The sequence below is a fragment of the Planococcus kocurii genome, from assembly GCF_001465835.2.
GTDB classification, from domain to species: Bacteria; Bacillota; Bacilli; order Bacillales_A; family Planococcaceae; genus Planococcus; species Planococcus kocurii.
Genome location: NZ_CP013661.2, coordinates 190,558 through 210,387, shown reverse-complemented (window position 1 = coordinate 210,387; position 19,830 = coordinate 190,558). Strand labels below are relative to the sequence as shown.

Genomic DNA, 19,830 nt, shown 5'->3' with positions numbered 1-19,830 from the left:
CATTGTCATTAGCCATTTTGACTCTAAAAAGAAAAAAGCGTTCATTTCTATAAAATGGAAGAACAAGTAGCACTTTCAGATAGATTGATGACAAATGTAAAATCAACGTAGAAAGTGCCTTCGGTCCTATCAAAAGCAATCGTCCATTCTGGAGATCTCATCTAAAAAATCCAGCAAAGTCGAAATCACCTTTAAGTCCAGTTGATAGGATTCAACTTGCCCTTGAACCATCTGCACAAATGCTTCGCACCCTTTTTCATCTACTGCTGATGATTGTTTCGTAACTTTTGGAATAGCGGTCGCAATTAGCACCGTAATACTCATCATATCCGAAGGTGATTTTAAAAACCGGCAGAGACTTAGGAGTCATCCCTTTCTTTGCTTCTGACTATATAAGGTACAATCCCTTAAATAATTGCCTGGCCGATGGGTGAGCTGCTTTCACAGCATATCCTCGTCAATACCTGTAATAAATATAAAAAGGCCTTCCAGCGACGTGGAAGGCCTTTTTAATGATTAGACTTTGGCTTTTATTTTGCCAGTCCATTGTTTGAATCCGCCTTGCAATTGGAACAATTGGTTATAGCCTTTTTTCTTTAGGAAAATGGCGACCCGTCCGCTGCGAGCTCCGTTCTGGTCGTATAAGTAGACCGGCTTGTCTTCGCGAATTTCCTTATAACGCTGGCGCAATTGTGATTGCGGAATATTGCGAGCTCCAAGGATATGACCTGCTGCAAAATCTTTTGGCTCGCGCACGTCGATTAATTGAGCTTTGCGGTAGCCTTCAATAAACTGTTCCTGTGTCAAGTTAGTGACAGTTTTTTTAATGCGAAAATAAGTAATCACCGCGTAAATGATGATGGCTAACAGTATTGCGATCGTAATATACAAAAATTCCAATGGTCTTGCCCCTTTCTACTCTTCTTTTATTATAAGAGAAGAGATGACGGATATTCAATGCCAATGTTACACTAATTATCGGAAATAGGAGGCGATCTTGTGAATTATCCGAAATGGGTTTTTATAAATTCAGGTGCGGGCACCCCTTCTTTTAATATGGCGCTCGATGAATCCTTGCTGACTTGGCATAGTGAAGGGCTTATTCCGCCGATCATTCGTTTTTATGGTTGGCAACCGGCAGCTCTTTCAATTGGTTACTTTCAAAAAGTAGAAAAGGAAATTGATATGGATGTTGTTAACCGATTAGGACTTGGTTTTGTGCGCCGTCCAACAGGGGGCAGAGGTGTACTTCATGAACATGAACTTACATACAGTATCATCGTCAGCGAAGATTATCCACAGATGCCAGAAACTGTTACAGAAGCTTATCGTGTACTGAGCGAAGGGTTATTGGAAGGCTTTAAAAACTTGGGGCTCGATGCTTATTTTTCGGTACCGGATACAGCTGAGAAGCGCGCTGACTTAAAAAAACCAAAATCTGCAGTTTGTTTTGATACGCCGAGCTGGTATGAGATGGTCGTCGAAGGTAAAAAAGTAGCAGGAAGTGCACAAACACGTCAAAAAGGTGTTATTCTACAGCATGGTGCGATTTTAATTGATTTGGATGCCGAGAAACTGTTATCTGTTTTCAAATTTCCGAGTGAAGAAGCAAAAGAGCGCATGCGCATGAAGATACCTGAAAAAGCAGTGTCGATTAATTCACTACGAAAAACGCCAGCAACTGCTGAAGAATGCATTGCTGCCTTTAAAAAAGGGTTTGAGCAAGCTTTGTCTATCGATTTAGAGCCCTATGTGTTGACTGAGCAACAATTAGCAGAAGTCAAGGCTTTAGAGGAAAAAAAATACGCGAATCACGAGTGGAATTTCCGAGTGTGAGGTCTTTTGGCTCATTTTACCGAATTTAAAAGCTCGAAACCTTGGTAAATATAGCTTTATAAACTAACAGAATTCTATAAAAAAAACTTGTTATTGAAAATAAGTTTCAACATGTAGTATGATGGGAATCGAAGTAATACTATATATAGTATCCGACTCCATATAACATAAAGGAGGAATTGTCAAATGGTTTCCGCCACACAACAATCCCAGTATTCATTAAATGCATCAGCTTTAAACGAAGATATCAAAACCTTTCCGCAAGTACATGCCATCACTTCAGATATGAAGTTAACGCACAAAGGTGTCTCGCGTCTTGTTATGATTGATCGTTACTCTTTCAAAGATACAGAGAAAAAAACGCTCAAAGCGGGAGATTTTGTTGTATTAACTGTTAAAGAAGATCCGAAATTCCCAGCTCGTGGGCTAGGTTACATCGTTTCGATTGATAAAACTACGAACAAAGCGAAAGTTTGGATTGAGGAAGATTACAGAAGTGCAATCGACAATCCAGAAGAACAAGTAGCAGGCATTGTCAATCGTCCGATCGACGTGATTGAAAAGCCAATGGAAGTGTACTACGAGCAAATTGCGAAACGCAATGCAACAGGTCTTGCCTCAGTAGAAACAACTTCTGAAAAACGTCAAGAATGGTTTGAGAAATTTTATCAGCAATTGGTTAGCTTGAAATTCATTCCAGCTGGACGTGTTCTTTACGGAGCAGGAGCGGATACAGATGTAACGTATTTCAATTGTTACGTAATGCCGTTTGTTGCGGATTCACGCGAAGGTATTTCGGATCACCGTAAACAAGTGATGGAAATTATGAGCCGCGGTGGCGGTGTTGGTACGAACGGTTCGACTCTTCGTCCACGGAATACATTAGCACGTGGAGTTAACGGCAAATCATCAGGTTCTGTATCTTGGTTAGATGATATCGCGAAATTAACCCATCTTGTTGAACAAGGTGGATCACGTCGCGGTGCGCAAATGATTATGCTTGCAGACTGGCATCCAGATATTGCGGAATTTATCATTTCAAAAATGCAAAACCCTCGTATTTTGCGTTATTTGATCGAAAACACGCAAGATGAGACGATTAAAAAACTGGCTCATGATAAATTGAAATTCAAACCGTTAACAGCCCAAGAAGAAGCGATGTTCCAAGGAATTCTGAACTACCGCACAATTCCTGGCATGGGCGGATTTAATGAAAAAATCATGCGTGATGCCGACACGAAGTTACGTGACGGTGGAACGTACTCTGTTCATAATGAAGAATTCTTAACCGGTGCAAATATTTCCGTTACGCTAACGAGTGATTTCATGACAGCTGTCGAAAATGATGCAGATTTTGATTTGCGTTTCCCAGCAGTCGAGTCGTACTCAAAAGAAGAAATGGCGATTTATAATGAGAAATGGCAAGAAGTGGGCGACGTTCGTGAATGGGAAAGTATGGGCCATGGTGTCCGCGTTTACCGTACGATGAAAGCTCGTGAGCTATGGAACTTGATCAATATTTGTGCGACATATTCAGCTGAACCAGGTATTTTCTTTATTGATAATGCCAATGAAAAAACCAATGCTGCAGCATACGGTCAAAAAGTTGTTGCGACAAATCCTTGTGGTGAACAGCCGTTAGCACCTTATTCGGTTTGTAACTTGGCTGCGGTCAATTTGGCGCAATTTGCAGATCCAAAAACGAAAATGGTTGATTTTGAAAGCTTGAAAGAAACAGTTCGCGTCGGTGTCCGCATGCAAGATAATGTTATTGACGCAACGCCATACTTCCTCGAAGAAAACCAAGTACAAGCACTTGGTGAGCGCCGTGTAGGTCTTGGCGTTATGGGATTAGCAGATTTGCTAATTTATTGCGATAAAGAATACGGATCACCAGAAGGCAATAAACTTGTTGATGAAATCTTCGAAACTATTGCTACAGCGGCATATGAAGTATCGACAAACTTAGCAGCAGAACGCGGTAGTTTCCCCTTCCTAGTTGGTAAGACGGACGAAGAGACAGCAGCACTTCGCAAAGCATTTACTGAAACTGGCTTTATGCAAGGTATGCCAGAACATGTTCGCGAAGCAATTCTTGAAAAAGGTATCCGTAATTCACATCTGTTGACGGTTGCGCCAACAGGGTCTACAGGAACGATGGTTGGTGTTTCAACGGGACTTGAGCCTTATTATTCATTTACTTACTACCGTAGCGGCCGACTTGGTAAATTTATTGAAGTCAAAGCTGATATCGTTGGAGAATATTTGAAAAATAATCCTGAAGTAAGCGAAGAAAACCTTCCAAAAGCATTTGTAACGTCAATGGACTTGGCTCCAGAAGCGCATGCTGATGTTCAATGCATTATTCAACGCTGGATTGATTCGTCTATCTCAAAAACTGTCAACGCACCACGCGGTTACACAGTAGAACAAGTAGAAGGCGTTTATGAGCGTTTGTATAAAGGTGGAGCAAAAGGCGGTACGGTCTATGTTGATGGCAGCCGTGATTCACAAGTTTTAACATTAAAAGCTGAAGACAATAACTTTGAAGAAGAGCAACAACCAGAAGAAACTGGCAAGCGTCCGATCGTTTTAATCGATACCATCCAGGATCTCCGTTCAACTAACGTTACTATCGGTTCTGAAGTGGGCGATACATGTCCAGTTTGCCGAAAAGGAACAGTAGAAGAAATGGGTGGCTGCAATACATGCACCAACTGTAACGCTCAACTTAAATGTGGATTGTAAAAATAATGAACGCGGTGGCTAACAAGCTACCGCGTTTTTTTATATTCTGTACCAAAACACCGCTTCGGCAAGTCGTCTTAAGCCCGTCGGTTCTATGCAGGGGCTTTCGCTTTTCTTTTATTGTCTAGCTCAAGCACCCAAGTCCTAGGGTCATAAGCCAACCCAGCTGTGCGGCAGAGAACGCCGCTCTGCTGGTCTGTCTTATGCCCGTCAGACTTACACGGGTGCTTGAGCTTTTCTTTTATTGTCTAGCTCAAGCACCCAAGTCCTAGGGTCATAAGCCAACCCAGCTGTGCGGCAAAGAACGCCGCTCTGCTGGTCTGTCTTATGCCCGTCGGACTTACACGGGTGCTTGAGCTTTTCTAAATAGTTGCTCGATTGTTCCGATATGTTAAAATAATTAAGAATGTATAAGGGGAGGGGAAAGTTGAATGCGCGTGCTGATCTTGAACGGTCCTAACTTAAATCGTTTGGGCAAGAGAGAGAAAGAAGCTTATGGAACGTTTACGCTAGAAGAGTTAGAGCAAGAATTAGTGGAATTTTCTAACCAGCATCATATTGAATTGATTTGTCGGCAGTCGAATCACGAGGGGGAATTGATTGATTGGATTCACGGAGCAGGAGACGATGCATTATCAGGAATTGTATTGAACGCTGGTGCCTATACGCATACGAGCATCGCTATTCGAGATGCGATTGCCGCAATCAAAGTCCCTGTTATTGAAGTACATATATCAAATGTCCACAAACGTGAGGAGTTCCGCCATCATTCATACATCTCCCCAGTTACTGTCGGACAAATTGTTGGCTTTGGCCAGGATGTCTACAAATTAGCACTACAAGCATTGATCTTGAAACAAGAGAGAGGATGAATATGTTGAAAATTCAAAAACTACGTACGGAAATGAACAGCCGAAATATTGAGGCACTGCTTATTACCAGTTCTTTTAACTTGCGCTATATTACTGGATTTACGGGAACAGCTGGACTGGCAATCGTGACACAGGAAAAGGCGGTTTTTATTACTGATTTTCGTTACACTGAGCAAGCCAATGACCAAGTTGAAGATTTTGTTGTTGTCCAAGCAGAAAAAAACTTAACTGACGAGGCAATCAAAACGGTTAAGTCGTTAGCTATTCAAACACTAGCTTTTGAACAAGATCATATGACTTATGCAACAGCTATGCAATATAAATCCAAGATGGATATAGAGTTACAACCTGTCAGCGATTTGGTTGAAAAAATTCGGATGGTCAAGACACCAGAAGAAATCACAATTTTAAAAGCAGCTGCTAAAATTGCAGATAATGCTTTTGAGCATATTTGCGGATTTATTCGTCCAGGATTGACAGAGCTTGAAGTTTCTAATGAACTGGAATTTTTCATGAGAAAACAAGGAGCGACATCATCAAGTTTTGATATTATTGTTGCGTCTGGACTTCGTTCGGCATTGCCTCATGGCGTAGCTACAGATAAAATTATTAAAAAAGGTGACATGGTTACACTTGATTTCGGTGCTTTATACAATGGCTACATTTCAGATATTACCCGCACGGTTGCAGTCGGTCAGCCTTCAGAGAAAATGAAGGAAGTCTATGATGTGGTCTTGAAAGCACAAGAACTAGGTGTAGAGAAAATTGGTCCAGGTATAAGTGGGATAGAAGCGGATGCTATCGCACGAGATTATATTAAATCTAAAGGCTACGGCGACGCATTCGGCCATTCAACGGGTCATGGCATCGGTTTAGAAGTTCACGAAGGTCCGGGATTGTCTTTTAAATCAGAAACAATTCTTGAGCCGAACATGGCTGTAACAGTAGAACCGGGAATTTATCTACCGGGAATTGGCGGAGTGCGCATTGAAGATGATATACTGATAACCGAGTCAGGAAATGAACGGTTGACTAACTCCACAAAAGAGCTACGCATTTTATAACAAACGGAGGAACTACTATGATTTCAGTAAACGATTTTAAGACAGGTGTCACAATTGAAGTAGACGGCGGAATTTGGCGCGTTATGGAATTCCAACATGTAAAACCAGGTAAAGGCGCAGCATTTGTGCGTTCAAAACTTCGCAACCTGCGTTCTGGAAGTGTCACTGAAAAGACATTCCGTGCAGGCGAAAAAGTCGCGAAAGCACAAATCGATAACAGCAAAATGCAGTATTTGTATGCTAATGGTGATATGCACGCATTTATGGATATGGAAACATACGATCAAATTGAATTGCCTGAAAAAAACATTGAATACGAATTGAAGTTTCTTCAAGAAAACATGGAAGTTCAAGTTATTCAATTTCAAGGCGAAGTATTAGGTGTTGAACTACCGAATACGGTTGTTCTAGAAGTAGTTGAAACGGATCCAGGCATTAAAGGGGATACGGCAAGCGGTGGATCAAAACCAGCGAAATTGTCAACTGGCTTGTCTGTTCAAGTGCCGTTCTTCATCAACGAAGGCGATCACTTGATTATTAACACGACAGACTCGTCGTACGTATCAAGAGCTCAATAACAAGCAGAAGGCCTCTATTGCTAGAGGCCTTTTTTTAAAAAGTCAGCTTAGCTATTTCAAAATAGAACGAAAAAGTCTAAAATAGAATAGAAATCAATTAACTACATATTAGGGGAGTAGGATGAATATGAAAATTCAAGAAATCCGCGAAATCATCAAATTGGTAGATGGGTCATCAATTGAAGAGTTCTCTTACGAATTTGAAGGCGTTAAAGTGAAAATGAAAAAAAATGGTTCGGGCACCGCTCAACAAACGCTTAACTCAGCAGCACAAACACCTCAACAACCAAAAGCGGTAGAAGCACCAAGTGCATCTGCACCGACAAAAGAGTCAGAAGCAGAAAGACTGGTATCACAAGAAACACCCGAAATTCCCGCTAGCAGCGATTCAGCGTATCACAAAATTCTTTCACCAATGGTCGGTACTTTCTATGAATCTCCATCTCCAGAGGAAGCGGCTTATGTACAAGTAGGATCTAAAGTTACTGCCGATCAAGTAGTGTGTATTGTTGAAGCGATGAAATTATTCAACGAAATCGAAGCAGAAGTAGATGGGGAAATTGCTGAAATACTTGTAAAAGATGGTCAGCTTGTCGAATACGGCCAACCTTTATTCCTCGTGAAAGCAAACTGAGGAAAGGGGAGATAGCGATGAAAGCGATGAAAAAAGTATTAATTGCAAACCGTGGGGAAATTGCGGTCCGGATTATTCGTGCTTGTAAAGAGATGGACATTGAGACGGTCGCAGTATATTCAGAAGCAGATAAAGAAGCGCTTCATGTGGAACTTGCAGATGAGGCTTATTGCATCGGTCCAAAATTATCAAAAGATAGTTATTTGAACTTTTCAAATATCATGTCAGTTGCTAAGCTAACAAATTGTAATGGCATTCATCCAGGGTACGGATTTTTAGCTGAAAACGCGAGTTTTGCTGAATTATGCGAAGCTTGTGATATGATGTTTATCGGTCCAACAGCCGACGCTATTTCGCGTATGGGTACTAAAGACGTAGCCCGTGAAACGATGCGCAAAGCCGGTGTCCCAGTTGTTCCAGGTTCCACTGGTATTGTAGCTAGTGAAGAAGACGGCTTACGGATTGCAGATGAAATCGGATTTCCGGTCATCATTAAAGCAACTGCCGGCGGTGGTGGAAAAGGAATTCGTGTGGCCCGAACGCGCGAAGATTTTGTTACAGGTCTGAAAATGACGCAAAAAGAAGCAGCAGCTGCTTTTGGGAATCCAGGCGTTTATATCGAGAAATTTATCGAAGATTTCCGTCATATTGAAATTCAAGTGTTAGCAGACTCACATGGCAATGCCATTCATTTAGGTGAGCGTGACTGTTCAATTCAGCGCCGCATGCAAAAATTAGTTGAAGAAGCGCCTTCACCGGCTTTGTCTCCTGAGTTGCGCGCAGAAATGGGTGATGCTGCAGTAAAAGCTGCTTTGGCCGTCGACTACCGTGGTGCTGGGACAGTTGAATTTATCTTTGACGCAGTTAACCAGAAATTTTACTTTATGGAAATGAACACACGTATTCAAGTAGAGCATCCAGTAACAGAAATGATTACAGGAATTGATTTGATTCAACAGCAATTAAAAGTTGCTTCGGGCGAAAAACTAGCTTATAAACAAAAAGATGTCGTTTTTAAGGGCTGGTCGATCGAATGCCGTATAAATGCGGAAAACCCAGCGAAAAACTTTATGCCTTCAGCAGGCAAAGTAGAGATGTACCTGCCCCCAGGTGGTATGGGCGTAAGAATAGATTCGGCTATGTACTCGGGATACAGCATTCCCCCGTATTATGATTCCATGGTTGCTAAACTAATTACTTTTGCTGATACGCGCGAAGAAGCGGTAGCGAAAATGAAACGCGCGTTAGATGAGTTTGTCATTGAAGGCGTGTTCACGACGATTCCATTCCATTCAAAATTAATGGATCACGAAGTATTCAAATCAGGCGATTTCAATACGAAATTCCTGGAAAAATACGACGTACTGGGATCTTAAAGGAGGAGCTTTGCAAATGGCAGAAAAAACAGCACCTTATGTACGGATGAAGTCTCATGGAGCACAAAATTTAGGTAACATCGAAGTGGCTCCAGAAGTTTTGGAGATCATTGCGAGCATTGCAGCGACGGATATTGAAGGTGTTGCAAGCATGCGTGGTAATTTTGCTTCTGATGTAGTTGAGCGGTTAGGCAAGAAAGTTCACGGCAAAGGCATCAAAACCGACTTGTCTGAAGAAGGACTAGCGATTGATGTTTATTGCGTCATTAACTATGGTGTATCAATTCCAAAGACAGCTTTAAAAATTCAAGAGCAGGTTCGTCAAACGCTTGAAAATATGACGTCGCTTCAAACACAAGAAGTGAATGTGCACATTACAGGCATTAACTTCGAGTCTCAAGCAACAGAATAGACAGCGAGGCTGTCCTGAAGCGCTAGCACTGGCTTCGGGACGGCCTCGTCTTTTTTGTCTGCTAAGCCCAGAATTTTGTTGTGTTGAACTATTGACCGAACATTTCAAACATGGAAGTTCAGTCCGAAAACCTGTATAATAAGAGGTAATTAGCTGTGAAAAGGAGACCGGACATATTATGAAACGACACGAAGCACGCGAAAAAGCGCTTCAGACCTTATTTCAACTTGAAGGCACTGAACTGACAATTGATGAGGCTATGGACCATGTAATGGCTGGAGAAAATGATAACTTCTATAGTCTATTAGTTCAAGGCACTTACAGCAATATGGAAAAAATTGATGAAAAATTAGTTGGACATTTGGAAAATTGGTCGTTAGAACGGTTACCGAAAATTGAACGAACAATTCTTCGCATGGCGATCTTTGAACTAGACCATATGGAAGATGCACCTGCACGTGTCATCATGAACGAAGCGATTGAACTGTGCAAAACTTTTGGAGACGATAAATCGAGTCGCTTTGTTAACGGCGTTCTTTCGAAATTTACAGACGAAACAGCAAATTAATTGGAGGAGTTTATATGACTGCAATATTGATTGATGGAAAAGCGGTAAGCCAGAAAGTTAAAATCCAGGTAAAAGAGCGCGTGGAAAAATTGGCACAGCAAGGCATCATCCCAGGACTTGCCGTTATATTGGTGGGAGAAAACGCCGCCTCTCTTACATATGTAAAAAACAAGAAAAAAACGTGTGAAGCACTTGGTATGCGTTCAGATCTTCATCAATATCCAGATACATTGACCGAGCAGGAACTGCTGACGAAAATTGAGGAGTTAAATCAAAATCCAGAAATTCACGGCATTCTTGTCCAACTGCCCTTGCCAAAACAAATTGATGAATTTAAAGTTATTTCAGCAATTAGTCCAGAAAAAGATGTCGATGGCTTCCACCCAATTTCGGTCGGTAATATGATGATTGGTAAAGAAGCTTTCCTGCCGTGTACACCGCACGGCATAATGGAGCTACTAGCTCATTACAATATTGATCCAGCTGGCAAGCATGCAGTTGTAATTGGACGTAGCAATATCGTGGGCAAGCCAATTGGTCAGCTATTGCTTCAAAAAGATGCGACTGTGACTTACTGCCATTCCAAAACCAAAGATCTAGCGAGCATCACAGCACAAGCGGATATTTTGATTGCTGCTATCGGTAGAGCCAAGTTTATCGATCACACATTTATCAAACCAGATGCAGTTATTATTGATGTAGGAATGAACCGAGATGAAAACGGTAAATTGTGCGGGGATGTTGACTTTCAAGATGTTCAAGAAACAGCTGGCTTTGTAACTCCAGTTCCTGGTGGTGTCGGACCGATGACCATTGCGATGCTGATGGGAAATACACTACAGTCAGCGGAAAAAGGGTTATCAAAGACAAAATAAGCATAAGCATGTAAAATAAAGAGCAATAGGGCTGTTTTTCGAAAGAAAGACAGCTTTTTAAATTCACAGATAGGGGTTGAAAGTGTGTCAACCGACCCGTACTTAAGTGTCAAAGCCTTAACCAAATACATAAAAAAGAAGTTTGATGCCGATCCACATCTTCGCGATGTTTACGTCAAAGGTGAATTATCGAATGTTAAAATCCATACGAGCGGCCATATTTATTTCACATTAAAAGACAATGCCACACGATTACCAGGCGTCATGTTTTCAGCAAGTGCTAAGTCTGTTAAATTCAAGCCCGAAAGCGGCATGACAGTATTGATCCGTGGAGACGTTTCAGTTTACGAAGCATCGGGTCAATATCAATTGTATGCACAATCTATGCAAGTAGACGGCATTGGTGATTACTATTTAGCTTTTGAACAATTAAAAGAAAAGCTAGCCAAAGAAGGCTTGTTCGATGCACTTCATAAAAAACAACTGCCGCGTTTTCCGAAAAGAATTGCAGTGGTGACCGCTCAGACGGGAGCTGCTGTGCGCGATATTATTATTACCTTACATCGTCGTTATCCTTTAGCAGAGGTGGTATTGTATCCTACACTCGTACAAGGGGCAGGTGCAGTCCAATCCATAGTTCAGTCGATACAGGCGGCCAATACAAGCAATTATGACGTCTTAATCGTTGGTCGAGGTGGCGGTTCTATCGAGGATCTATGGGCTTTTAACGAAGAAGCAGTGGCGCGTGTTATTGTCGCTTCGAAAATTCCTATTATCTCAGCCATTGGTCACGAAACGGATACTACGATTGCTGATTTTGTGTCAGATTTACGAGCACCGACACCGACTGCCGCTGCCGAACTAGCCGTACCAAGTCAGGCAGAGCTTCTTGAGAAAATATCAAGCTATCGCAGTCGGATGTACCGGACCGTTTCTATCACGATCAGCCAGCAACAGAAAATGCTAGAACGATTAACTTCATCGTTTCCACTAGCTTACCCAGAACGGCTATACCGTCCATTTATAGAACGTATAGAGCGGGCTACTGACTCTCTGCAGCGTGAGTCTTTACAATATGTGAGTCGTTCAAAAGAACAATACCGTACGTTCGACCACCGATTAAAGTCGCGCATGCCCCTGCAACAAATTCGTCAATCGGAGACAGATGTAACGGAACTTGGAAGAAGGCTTGATTATCAAGTAAATCAATTGCTAAAAGATCGCCAGCAACAGCTGTCCTCTTCTATTCGGACATTGGATGCGCTAAGTCCACTTAAGATTATGGACCGTGGCTATTCGATTCCTTATATAGAAGGAGCTGTAGTAAAAAGTGTAACGCAGGTAAAAACAGGTGACAGTTTGACGATCGCAATGCAAGACGGTATGATCCAGGCAACTGTCAATGAAATAAATCCAGCAAGTAAAGGAGACGTAAACGATGGCTGAAAAGAAAATCATGTTTAACGATGCAATGGAACAATTGGAGGAAATTGTTCGTCAACTCGAACAGGGAGACGTTCCACTTGAACAAGCGCTTACCCTTTATCAAAAAGGGATGGAACTGTCAAAAGTATGCCACGATAAATTACAGAATGCAGAAAGTCAATTGGTGACAATGATGAAAGACGGCAAGGAAGTGCCAATCGACATAGAAATGGGCGGGAATGCCAAATGAATTTAACTGAATTTCGTACGCATTACGAACCACTTATCCAACAGGAAATGGCTCAACTAATTTTATCATTGCCGATTCCCAATTCGCTAAGAGAGTCGATGCATTATTCGTTGCAAGCAGGTGGAAAACGAATCCGTCCAATTCTTTTGCTGGCAGTTCTTCATGAGTTAAGCGGACAAGAACATCCCGATGCACTTAAAGTAGCGGCTGCAATTGAAATGATTCATACTTATTCATTGATTCATGACGATTTACCAAGTATGGATGATGACGATTTAAGACGGGGCATGCCAACAAACCATAAAGTATTTGGAGAAGCTGTAGCTATTCTTGCTGGAGATGCACTTTTAACTTATAGCTTCGGTATTGTTGCAAGGTTGTCGAACGTTTCAAGTGATGATAAAGTCCGTTTAATTGATTTGATGAGTGTTTCTGCGGGGGCTGAAGGAATGGTCGGCGGACAAGTACTAGATATTGAAGGTGAAGAAAAACAATTAACACTTGAAGAACTAGAGCAAGTACATCGCTTGAAAACGGGTGCTTTGTTAACGTATAGCATTCTAGCGGGTGGTATTTTAGCACAAGCTTCGAACGAAGAAATGGTGGCACTCAGTCAATTTGGTCAGCATCTTGGGCTTGCGTTCCAAATTCAAGACGATATTCTAGATGTTACGGGAACTTCTCAGGAACTTGGAAAAACTGCTGGAAAAGACGAGTCGAGCGATAAAAGTACCTATCCAGGCATATTGACATTGCCAAAAGCAAAGGAAAAGTTAGACTTTCATGCTTCTGAAGCGATCAATTCACTCGATAAGCTGATGGGAGAAAAAACATTGCTGTTACAACTGACAGACTTAATTGTTCAAAGAAAAAGCTGATTTCTAAGGCTCTAGTTTGTACAATCGCTGTAGACTGATATAATATGAACAGACAGTCTGAAGGAAAATTTTATAAAAGGTGCGTGATGGCAATGGATCTACAGTCGATTACTGGTCCATCTTTCTTAAAAGAGCTGAACACAAAACAGCTTGAAGTATTAAGTGAAGATATAAGACGGTTTCTAATAGAGAATTTATCAAGAACAGGTGGGCATATTGGTCCGAATCTTGGAGTAGTGGAACTAACGGTTGCGCTACACAAAGTATTCGATAGCCCATCAGACAAATTTATTTGGGATGTAGGGCACCAGTCATATGTCCACAAAATTTTAACAGGAAGAGCTAGCCAATTTGACACACTGCGTCAATTTAAAGGTCTTTGTGGATTTCCGAAACGCAATGAAAGCGACCATGACGTATGGGAAACTGGACATAGTTCGACGTCTCTATCAGCTGCAATGGGAATGGCAGCTGCTCGTGATATCAAAAAAACCGACAATTATGTAGTTCCAATTATTGGTGATGGAGCATTAACCGGTGGAATGGCTTTTGAAGCATTAAATCACATTGGTCATACGAAGACCGATATGATCGTTATTTTAAATGATAATGAAATGTCTATTGCTCCAAATGTTGGAGCAATGCACAGTATGCTTGGCCGTATGAGAACAGCTGGAAAGTACAACAAAGTCAAAGATGATTTGGAATATTTACTTAAAAAAGTACCGGCAGTCGGGGGCAGATTAGCCGCAACTGCTGAACGCGTAAAAGATTCTTTGAAATATTTAGTAGTTTCAGGAATGTTCTTTGAAGAAATGGGCTTTACGTATTTAGGGCCAATTGATGGACATGACTTAGAAGAACTGGAAGAAAACTTGCGTTACGCGAAGAAAACCAAAGGACCGGTTTTACTTCATGTCATAACGAAAAAAGGCAAAGGCTTTTTACCTGCTGAACAAGATACAATTGGGACATGGCATGGTACGGGTCCTTATAAAACGGAGACTGGTGATTTAGTGAAATCATCTTCAAAAGCGCCTTCATGGAGCGGTTTGGTAGCAGAAACTGTCCGTAAACTAGCACGCACAGACGAGCGCATTGTCGCAATTACACCGGCTATGCCAGTTGGTTCGAAATTAGAAGGATTCGCTTCTGAATTTCCTGACCGTATGTTTGACGTTGGAATTGCAGAACAGCATGCGACAACGATGGCGGCTGGACTTGCTACACAAGACATGAAGCCATTCTTAGCGATTTATTCAACCTTCTTACAACGTGCATACGATCAAGTCGTTCATGATATTTGTCGTCAAAATTTAAATGTCTTTATTGGAATTGATCGCTCGGGTCTTGTTGGAGCAGATGGTGAAACGCATCAAGGCGTTTTCGATATTGCATTCTTACGTCATTTGCCGAACATGGTCATTATGATGCCAAAAGACGAAAATGAAGGGCAGCATATGGTGAAAACTGCTATTGATTATAATGGTGGCCCAATTGCGCTTCGTTATCCAAGAGGCAACGGCTTAGGTGTACCAATGGATACAGAACTTCACGCGTTGCCAATCGGTTCGTGGGAAGTGTTACAAAAAGGAACAGATGCTATCATCTTAACGTTCGGTACGACCATTCCAATGGCTATGCGCGCAGCAGAACAACTACTCGAGCAAGGCATTTCCGTGGAAGTGGTAAATGCACGTTTCATTAAACCGATGGACGAGGCAATGCTCCACGAAGTCTTTAAACGTGACATTCCGGTCGTAACGATTGAAGAAGCGGTACTTCAAGGTGGCTTTGGTAGTGCCGTGTTAGAATTTGCACAAGAAAACCAATACCGCGGATCGATTATTGACCGTTTAGGAATTCCGGATCACTTTATTGAACACGGAGACGTTGCTGAACTTATGGACGAAATTCATTTAAATAGCGATGAAGTCGTGCGTGTCATTAACAAGCGTGCGCAAGCCAAAAAGCAGGCAGGTTCGATTCCTCTATGATCAAGCCCAAAAAAGAACGTGTAGATGTCTTGTTAGTTGAACAAGGCATCTGTGAAACACGTGAAAAAGCAAAACGAGCTATTATGGCTGGTATTATCTATTCTGGATCTGAACGCATGAATAAGCCTGGTGAAAAAATTTCAGTAGAATCTCCTTTGCAAATGAAAGGAAATGATTTGAAATATGTTAGCCGAGGCGGTTTAAAGCTTGAAAAAGCTTTAGAAAAGTTTGACTTATCGGTTGCCGACAAACTGATGCTTGATATTGGCTCTTCAACAGGTGGCTTCACTGATTGCGCTCTTCAAAACGGCGCTAAGCACTGCTATGCACTTGATGTTGGTTACAATCAGTTGGCATGGAAGATTAGGCAGGATGAGCGTGTGACTGTCATGGAACGCGTCAATTTCCGCCATTCCAAACCAGAAGATTTTAATCAAGGTCTGCCGGAATTTGCTACAATTGATGTCTCGTTTATTTCTTTGCGCATTATTTTTCCTGTATTAAAACAAGTTTTGGTCCCAGGGGGCGACGTCATCGCACTGGTCAAACCTCAATTTGAAGCAGGTAGAGAAAATGTCGGAAAAAAAGGCATTATTCGCGACCCCCAAATACACCGTGATGTGTTGGTTAAAGTCGGAAAATTTGCAGTTGAAGCCGGTTTTCATGTGAAGAACATGTCGTTCTCACCGATTACTGGTGGAGAAGGTAATATTGAATTTTTATTTCACCTTCAATCGGCTACTGAAGGCACTGATATAGCAGGGGTTTCTGAGCAGTCCATCGATGAAACTGTCAAGACAGCACATGAATTATTATAAACACATTCCAAAAGGAATGTGTTTTCTTGTCTTGTGTATGAAATAGAGTTAGAATATTAGGTATATGGAATAATTATTCATTCAAGGGGGCACAACATGAATAAAGGACAGCGTCACATTAAAATACGCGATCTTATATCAAATCGCGAAATTGAAACACAAGATGAGTTGGTAGAACTACTAAAATCAGCGGGCTATGAAGTGACACAAGCAACTGTTTCACGGGATATAAAAGAATTGCATTTAGTAAAAGTACCGCTTCAAGATGGGCGTTACAAATACAGTTTGCCAGCTGATCAACGTTTTAATCCAATGCAAAAACTGCATCGTGCATTGACAGATGCTTTTGTTAGCATTGACGGAGCTAGCCATTTCTTAGTAATGAAAACTTTGCCAGGTAATGCTCATGCAATTGGCTCACTCATTGATCATTTGGACTGGGAAGAAATTCTTGGAACAATTTGTGGGGATGATACATGTCTTATTATTTGCCGAGATACCGAACAGCGTGAAATTTTAAAACAACGTTTAATCGAAATGCTTTAAGAAGAGGTGAGCGGATATGCTTCGGGAGTTAGATATACGCAATTTTGCTATTATTGATGCTTTGACAGTTAGCTTTTCTGAAGGATTGACTGTTTTGACTGGAGAAACCGGAGCCGGTAAATCCATTATTATCGATGCGGTTCATCTTTTAGCAGGTGGACGAGGAAGCCAAGAATTTATTCGTCATGGCGCTAAAAAGGCAGAAATCGAAGGCTTGTTTTCATTAGAAAATGAACAACACCCGGTATTTCGCAGATTAGAGGAATTCGGTATCACTTGGAGTGATGGCGATATTTTGTTGCGCAGAGAATTAAATGATAAAGGCAAAAATGTCTGTCGAATAAATGGTAAACTCGTTACCATTTCTATTTTACGTGAAGTTGGAGCTTCTCTAATTGATATTCACGGCCAACACGAAACACAGGAATTGATGGATGAAAAACAGCATCTTTACTTGCTCGATCAGTTTGCCGGTAAAAGCTTAGCGAAGTCAAAAGAAAGCTATAGCCACACATTTGATAAGTACACAAAATTAAAGCGAGAGTTTTCTTCTTATACTGAAAATGAGCAGCAAATTGCACAGCGTATTGATTTATTGACTTTCCAACTGCAAGAAATCGAAGCAGCGGAGTTGGTTATAGGAGAAGAAGAAGAATTTATTCAAGAACGTAAAAAATTACAAAATTTTAATAAGATATACGAGTCAATTTCTGCGGCGCACGAAGCAATTCAAGGAGAAAGCAAAGGACTGGATTGGATTGGATCCGCTATGTCTGAACTTGAACATGCAGCAGCAGTAGATGAAACTTTTATAGGGTCCTCTGAAACTTTATCCGGTGCTTTTTATTTAATCCAAGATACCGGTACGGAAATCAAGCGAATTTTAGATGATATGGAATTCGATCCGGGTAGATTAAATGAAATCGAGCAACGTTTAGCTGTTATTCAATCGCTAAAAAGAAAATACGGGACTTCTGTAGAAGACATTTTGCTGTATCATGAAAAGCAGACAGATGAATTGGATAAATTGGTCAACCGAGATCAGCGTTATCAATTAGATCAAGAAAAGTTAAAAGAATTAACTGAGGATTTGCGTGTGGAAGCGGAAGAGTTAACGATTCTTCGCAAAAAAGCAGCGAAAAGCCTAGGCAAAGCGATTATGGAGCAGTTAAAAGAATTACATATGGCAAAGGCATCGTTTGAAGTAAACTTTACCGTGTTGCCAAGCGGTCGATTTGATCGTCATGGTCATGATGCAATTACTTTTTACATTTCAACAAATCTTGGCGAACCGTTGAAACCTTTAACTAAAGTAGCATCCGGCGGGGAATTGTCCCGCATGATGTTGGCACTAAAAACCATCTTCTCTGAGCATCAAGGCATAACTTCCATTATATTCGACGAAGTGGATACAGGTGTTAGCGGTCGAGTGGCTCAGGCTATTGCTGAGAAAATTGCTGCTATCTCAGTCGATTCTCAAGTGCTTTGTATTTCCCATTTGCCTCAAGTAGCGGCGATGGCAGATCAGCATTTGTTTATTGAGAAAAAAGTCGACAAGCAACGAACAACCACTGCGGTGACCGAGCTTAATGGAAGAGAGCGGACGGAAGAAATGAGTCGTATGCTGTCAGGAGCTGAAATAACAGATCTGACTTTGCAACATGCGGAAGAATTGTTATCACTCGCGGCAGACCGTAAACTATTGATGAAATAAAGTTATAAAGACAGCCAGTAAGGGTAAAGAGAGTCAATTAAGAAGAAAAACAATCCTGCTAGAGTCAGTCACCAAGGAGAGAGAGTCGAATGAAAAAAATAAAAATCGCAATTGCAGATGATAATCGCGAATTGGTCGGACTGATGGAAGATTATTTAAATGCACAAGCTAACATGGAAGTAGTAAAAGTTGCTTATAACGGCAAAACTTGTATCGAAATGCTCCAAAACCACACAATTGATGTCTTATTATTGGATATTATTATGCCTTATCTAGACGGCATCGCTGTTTTAGATGCTATCAAAGAAAATGAAGATTTACAGGGAATTGATGTAATTATGCTGTCTGCTTTTGGACAGGAATCGATCATGAGCCAGGCTGCGGAGTACGGAGCTTCCTATTTTATTATGAAACCTTTTGAGGTAGAACGCCTTGCAGTCCAGATTAATCATATTATGAATGCACGAACTGGTAAAACAAAGCAAACTGAAGACAAGCGAACGAAAGATGATTTGATTACGAATATGGTGAAAGATATTGGGATCCCCCCTCATCTTAAAGGCTATCTTTATTTAAAAGAAGCCGTTTCGTTAGTACTGGAACAACCAGAAATATTAAATAAAGTCACTAAAGTATTATATCCGGGAATTGCTACTAAATTTGACACGACGTCGTCGAGGGTAGAAAGATCGATTCGCCATGCAATTGAGCAAGTCTGGAATCGTCATGAAACGGTCGATCATATCTCGAAAATTTTCGGCTACAGTGTAGCGCATTTAGAATCAAAACCAACTAATTCGGAATTTATTGCAATGGTCGCAGATAGTTTGCAGCTGAAAATGCGAGACGATTTATAATCGGAGAATTTATCGAAACTTTCTTGTCGCCAAAATGGCGGTAGGGAAGTTTTTTTAGTTAATTCTAAGCACATTTATTGTGTTTGTTGGAGCGAATGGGTAGGTTTAAAAAAAGCACAATAAAGGAAAAGAATAAGACATTGTTTTTAAAAAAAGGGAACTTTCCGAATGATTAAGAATGACGAGACCGGAAAATCAATGGGATGAAAAGAGGCGAGCGCAATTGCAATTGATTCGGCAAATTGATGACTATTTTTTAGGTAATGGTGAAGGAACTGTCACCGACCGGCTGTATTTTTATGGTGTTTATTGCGTTAGCATTTTGATTGCATTTTTTACGATGGCGTCGCTTTAAAAACCTACTATGATCCAATAGATAATC

At 41.1% G+C, this 19,830-nt stretch carries 21 protein-coding genes; 19 read left to right on the top strand and 2 right to left on the bottom strand.

Translation table 11 applies throughout. From position 1 onward, the window contains the following. Positions 1–129 precede the first annotated feature (129 nt). Positions 130–327 (bottom strand): competence type IV pilus major pilin ComGC, encoded by a 198-nt coding sequence (locus AUO94_RS01060; protein WP_237150160.1) that lies wholly within the window; start codon positions 325–327, stop codon positions 130–132. A gap of 189 nt (positions 328–516) precedes the next feature. Further along, the gene (locus AUO94_RS01055) at positions 517–900 is read right to left on the bottom strand and encodes a rhodanese-like domain-containing protein (protein WP_058385509.1); all 384 of its coding nucleotides are present in this window, start codon (positions 898–900) and stop codon (positions 517–519) included. Positions 901–1,056: 156 nt separating this feature from the next. On the opposite strand from AUO94_RS01055, the gene AUO94_RS01050 reads away from it, so the two are divergent. The 19 genes from AUO94_RS01050 to AUO94_RS17320 all read left to right on the top strand — a co-directional run bounded on the left by AUO94_RS01050 (position 1,057) and on the right by AUO94_RS17320 (position 19,803). Next, positions 1,057–1,836 (top strand): lipoate--protein ligase family protein, encoded by a 780-nt coding sequence (locus AUO94_RS01050; protein WP_179946130.1) that lies wholly within the window; start codon positions 1,057–1,059, stop codon positions 1,834–1,836. A 186-nt stretch (positions 1,837–2,022) separates the two neighbouring features. Further along, entirely contained in the window at positions 2,023–4,584 is a 2,562-nt protein-coding gene (locus tag AUO94_RS01045; protein WP_058385507.1) for a vitamin B12-dependent ribonucleotide reductase, read from the top strand. A 431-nt stretch (positions 4,585–5,015) separates the two neighbouring features. Next, the gene (gene aroQ / locus AUO94_RS01040; RefSeq protein ID WP_058385506.1) at positions 5,016–5,456 is read left to right on the top strand and encodes a type II 3-dehydroquinate dehydratase; all 441 of its coding nucleotides are present in this window, start codon (positions 5,016–5,018) and stop codon (positions 5,454–5,456) included. A gap of 2 nt (positions 5,457–5,458) precedes the next feature. Beyond that, positions 5,459–6,520, top strand: a complete 1,062-nt coding sequence (locus AUO94_RS01035) for a M24 family metallopeptidase (RefSeq protein ID WP_179946125.1) — start codon at positions 5,459–5,461, stop codon at positions 6,518–6,520. A gap of 17 nt (positions 6,521–6,537) precedes the next feature. Beyond that, positions 6,538–7,098 carry an elongation factor P gene (gene efp, locus AUO94_RS01030; protein ID WP_058385505.1) on the top strand — a complete coding sequence of 187 codons (561 nt, stop codon included), beginning with the start codon at positions 6,538–6,540 and terminating at the stop codon, positions 7,096–7,098. Between the two features lie 127 nt (positions 7,099–7,225). Next, a complete protein-coding gene (gene accB / locus AUO94_RS01025) occupies positions 7,226–7,732 on the top strand; it encodes an acetyl-CoA carboxylase biotin carboxyl carrier protein (protein ID WP_058386917.1) in 507 nt (168 codons plus the stop codon). A 26-nt stretch (positions 7,733–7,758) separates the two neighbouring features. Beyond that, positions 7,759–9,108, top strand: a complete 1,350-nt coding sequence (gene accC, locus AUO94_RS01020; protein ID WP_058386916.1) for an acetyl-CoA carboxylase biotin carboxylase subunit — start codon at positions 7,759–7,761, stop codon at positions 9,106–9,108. A gap of 16 nt (positions 9,109–9,124) precedes the next feature. Next, a complete protein-coding gene (locus AUO94_RS01015) occupies positions 9,125–9,520 on the top strand; it encodes an Asp23/Gls24 family envelope stress response protein (RefSeq protein WP_058385504.1) in 396 nt (131 codons plus the stop codon). Between the two features lie 178 nt (positions 9,521–9,698). Then, positions 9,699–10,088: a transcription antitermination factor NusB gene (gene nusB, locus AUO94_RS01010; RefSeq protein WP_058385503.1), complete on the top strand. Its 390-nt coding sequence runs from the start codon at positions 9,699–9,701 to the stop codon at positions 10,086–10,088. Positions 10,089–10,102: 14 nt separating this feature from the next. Continuing rightward, the gene (gene folD / locus AUO94_RS01005; RefSeq protein ID WP_058385502.1) at positions 10,103–10,963 is read left to right on the top strand and encodes a bifunctional methylenetetrahydrofolate dehydrogenase/methenyltetrahydrofolate cyclohydrolase FolD; all 861 of its coding nucleotides are present in this window, start codon (positions 10,103–10,105) and stop codon (positions 10,961–10,963) included. 84 nt (positions 10,964–11,047) lie between these two features. Continuing rightward, positions 11,048–12,409, top strand: coding sequence for an exodeoxyribonuclease VII large subunit (gene xseA, locus AUO94_RS01000; RefSeq protein WP_058385501.1), 1,362 nt, complete (start codon positions 11,048–11,050; stop codon positions 12,407–12,409). Beyond that, positions 12,402–12,638 carry an exodeoxyribonuclease VII small subunit gene (gene xseB, locus AUO94_RS00995; RefSeq protein ID WP_058385500.1) on the top strand — a complete coding sequence of 79 codons (237 nt, stop codon included), beginning with the start codon at positions 12,402–12,404 and terminating at the stop codon, positions 12,636–12,638. The genes xseA and xseB overlap by 8 nt, the downstream gene beginning before the upstream one ends. Next, on the top strand, positions 12,635–13,516 hold the full coding sequence (locus AUO94_RS00990) for a polyprenyl synthetase family protein (protein ID WP_058385499.1): 882 nt from the start codon (positions 12,635–12,637) through the stop codon (positions 13,514–13,516). Before xseB ends, AUO94_RS00990 begins: the two co-directional genes overlap by 4 nt. A 92-nt stretch (positions 13,517–13,608) precedes the next feature. Beyond that, positions 13,609–15,513: a 1-deoxy-D-xylulose-5-phosphate synthase gene (gene dxs / locus AUO94_RS00985; protein ID WP_058386915.1), complete on the top strand. Its 1,905-nt coding sequence runs from the start codon at positions 13,609–13,611 to the stop codon at positions 15,511–15,513. Further along, the gene (locus tag AUO94_RS00980; RefSeq protein WP_179946129.1) at positions 15,513–16,331 is read left to right on the top strand and encodes a TlyA family RNA methyltransferase; all 819 of its coding nucleotides are present in this window, start codon (positions 15,513–15,515) and stop codon (positions 16,329–16,331) included. Before dxs ends, AUO94_RS00980 begins: the two co-directional genes overlap by 1 nt. A gap of 96 nt (positions 16,332–16,427) precedes the next feature. After that, the gene (gene ahrC, locus AUO94_RS00975) at positions 16,428–16,877 is read left to right on the top strand and encodes a transcriptional regulator AhrC/ArgR (protein WP_058385497.1); all 450 of its coding nucleotides are present in this window, start codon (positions 16,428–16,430) and stop codon (positions 16,875–16,877) included. A 16-nt stretch (positions 16,878–16,893) separates the two neighbouring features. Beyond that, on the top strand, positions 16,894–18,591 hold the full coding sequence (recN, locus tag AUO94_RS00970; RefSeq protein ID WP_058385496.1) for a DNA repair protein RecN: 1,698 nt from the start codon (positions 16,894–16,896) through the stop codon (positions 18,589–18,591). 89 nt (positions 18,592–18,680) lie between these two features. After that, on the top strand, positions 18,681–19,448 hold the full coding sequence (gene spo0A / locus AUO94_RS00965) for a sporulation transcription factor Spo0A (protein WP_058385495.1): 768 nt from the start codon (positions 18,681–18,683) through the stop codon (positions 19,446–19,448). A 178-nt stretch (positions 19,449–19,626) separates the two neighbouring features. Continuing rightward, complete coding sequence (locus AUO94_RS17320; protein WP_169793152.1) at positions 19,627–19,803, top strand: hypothetical protein; 177 nt, start codon at positions 19,627–19,629, stop codon at positions 19,801–19,803. The last annotated feature ends 27 nt before the right edge of the window (positions 19,804–19,830 follow it).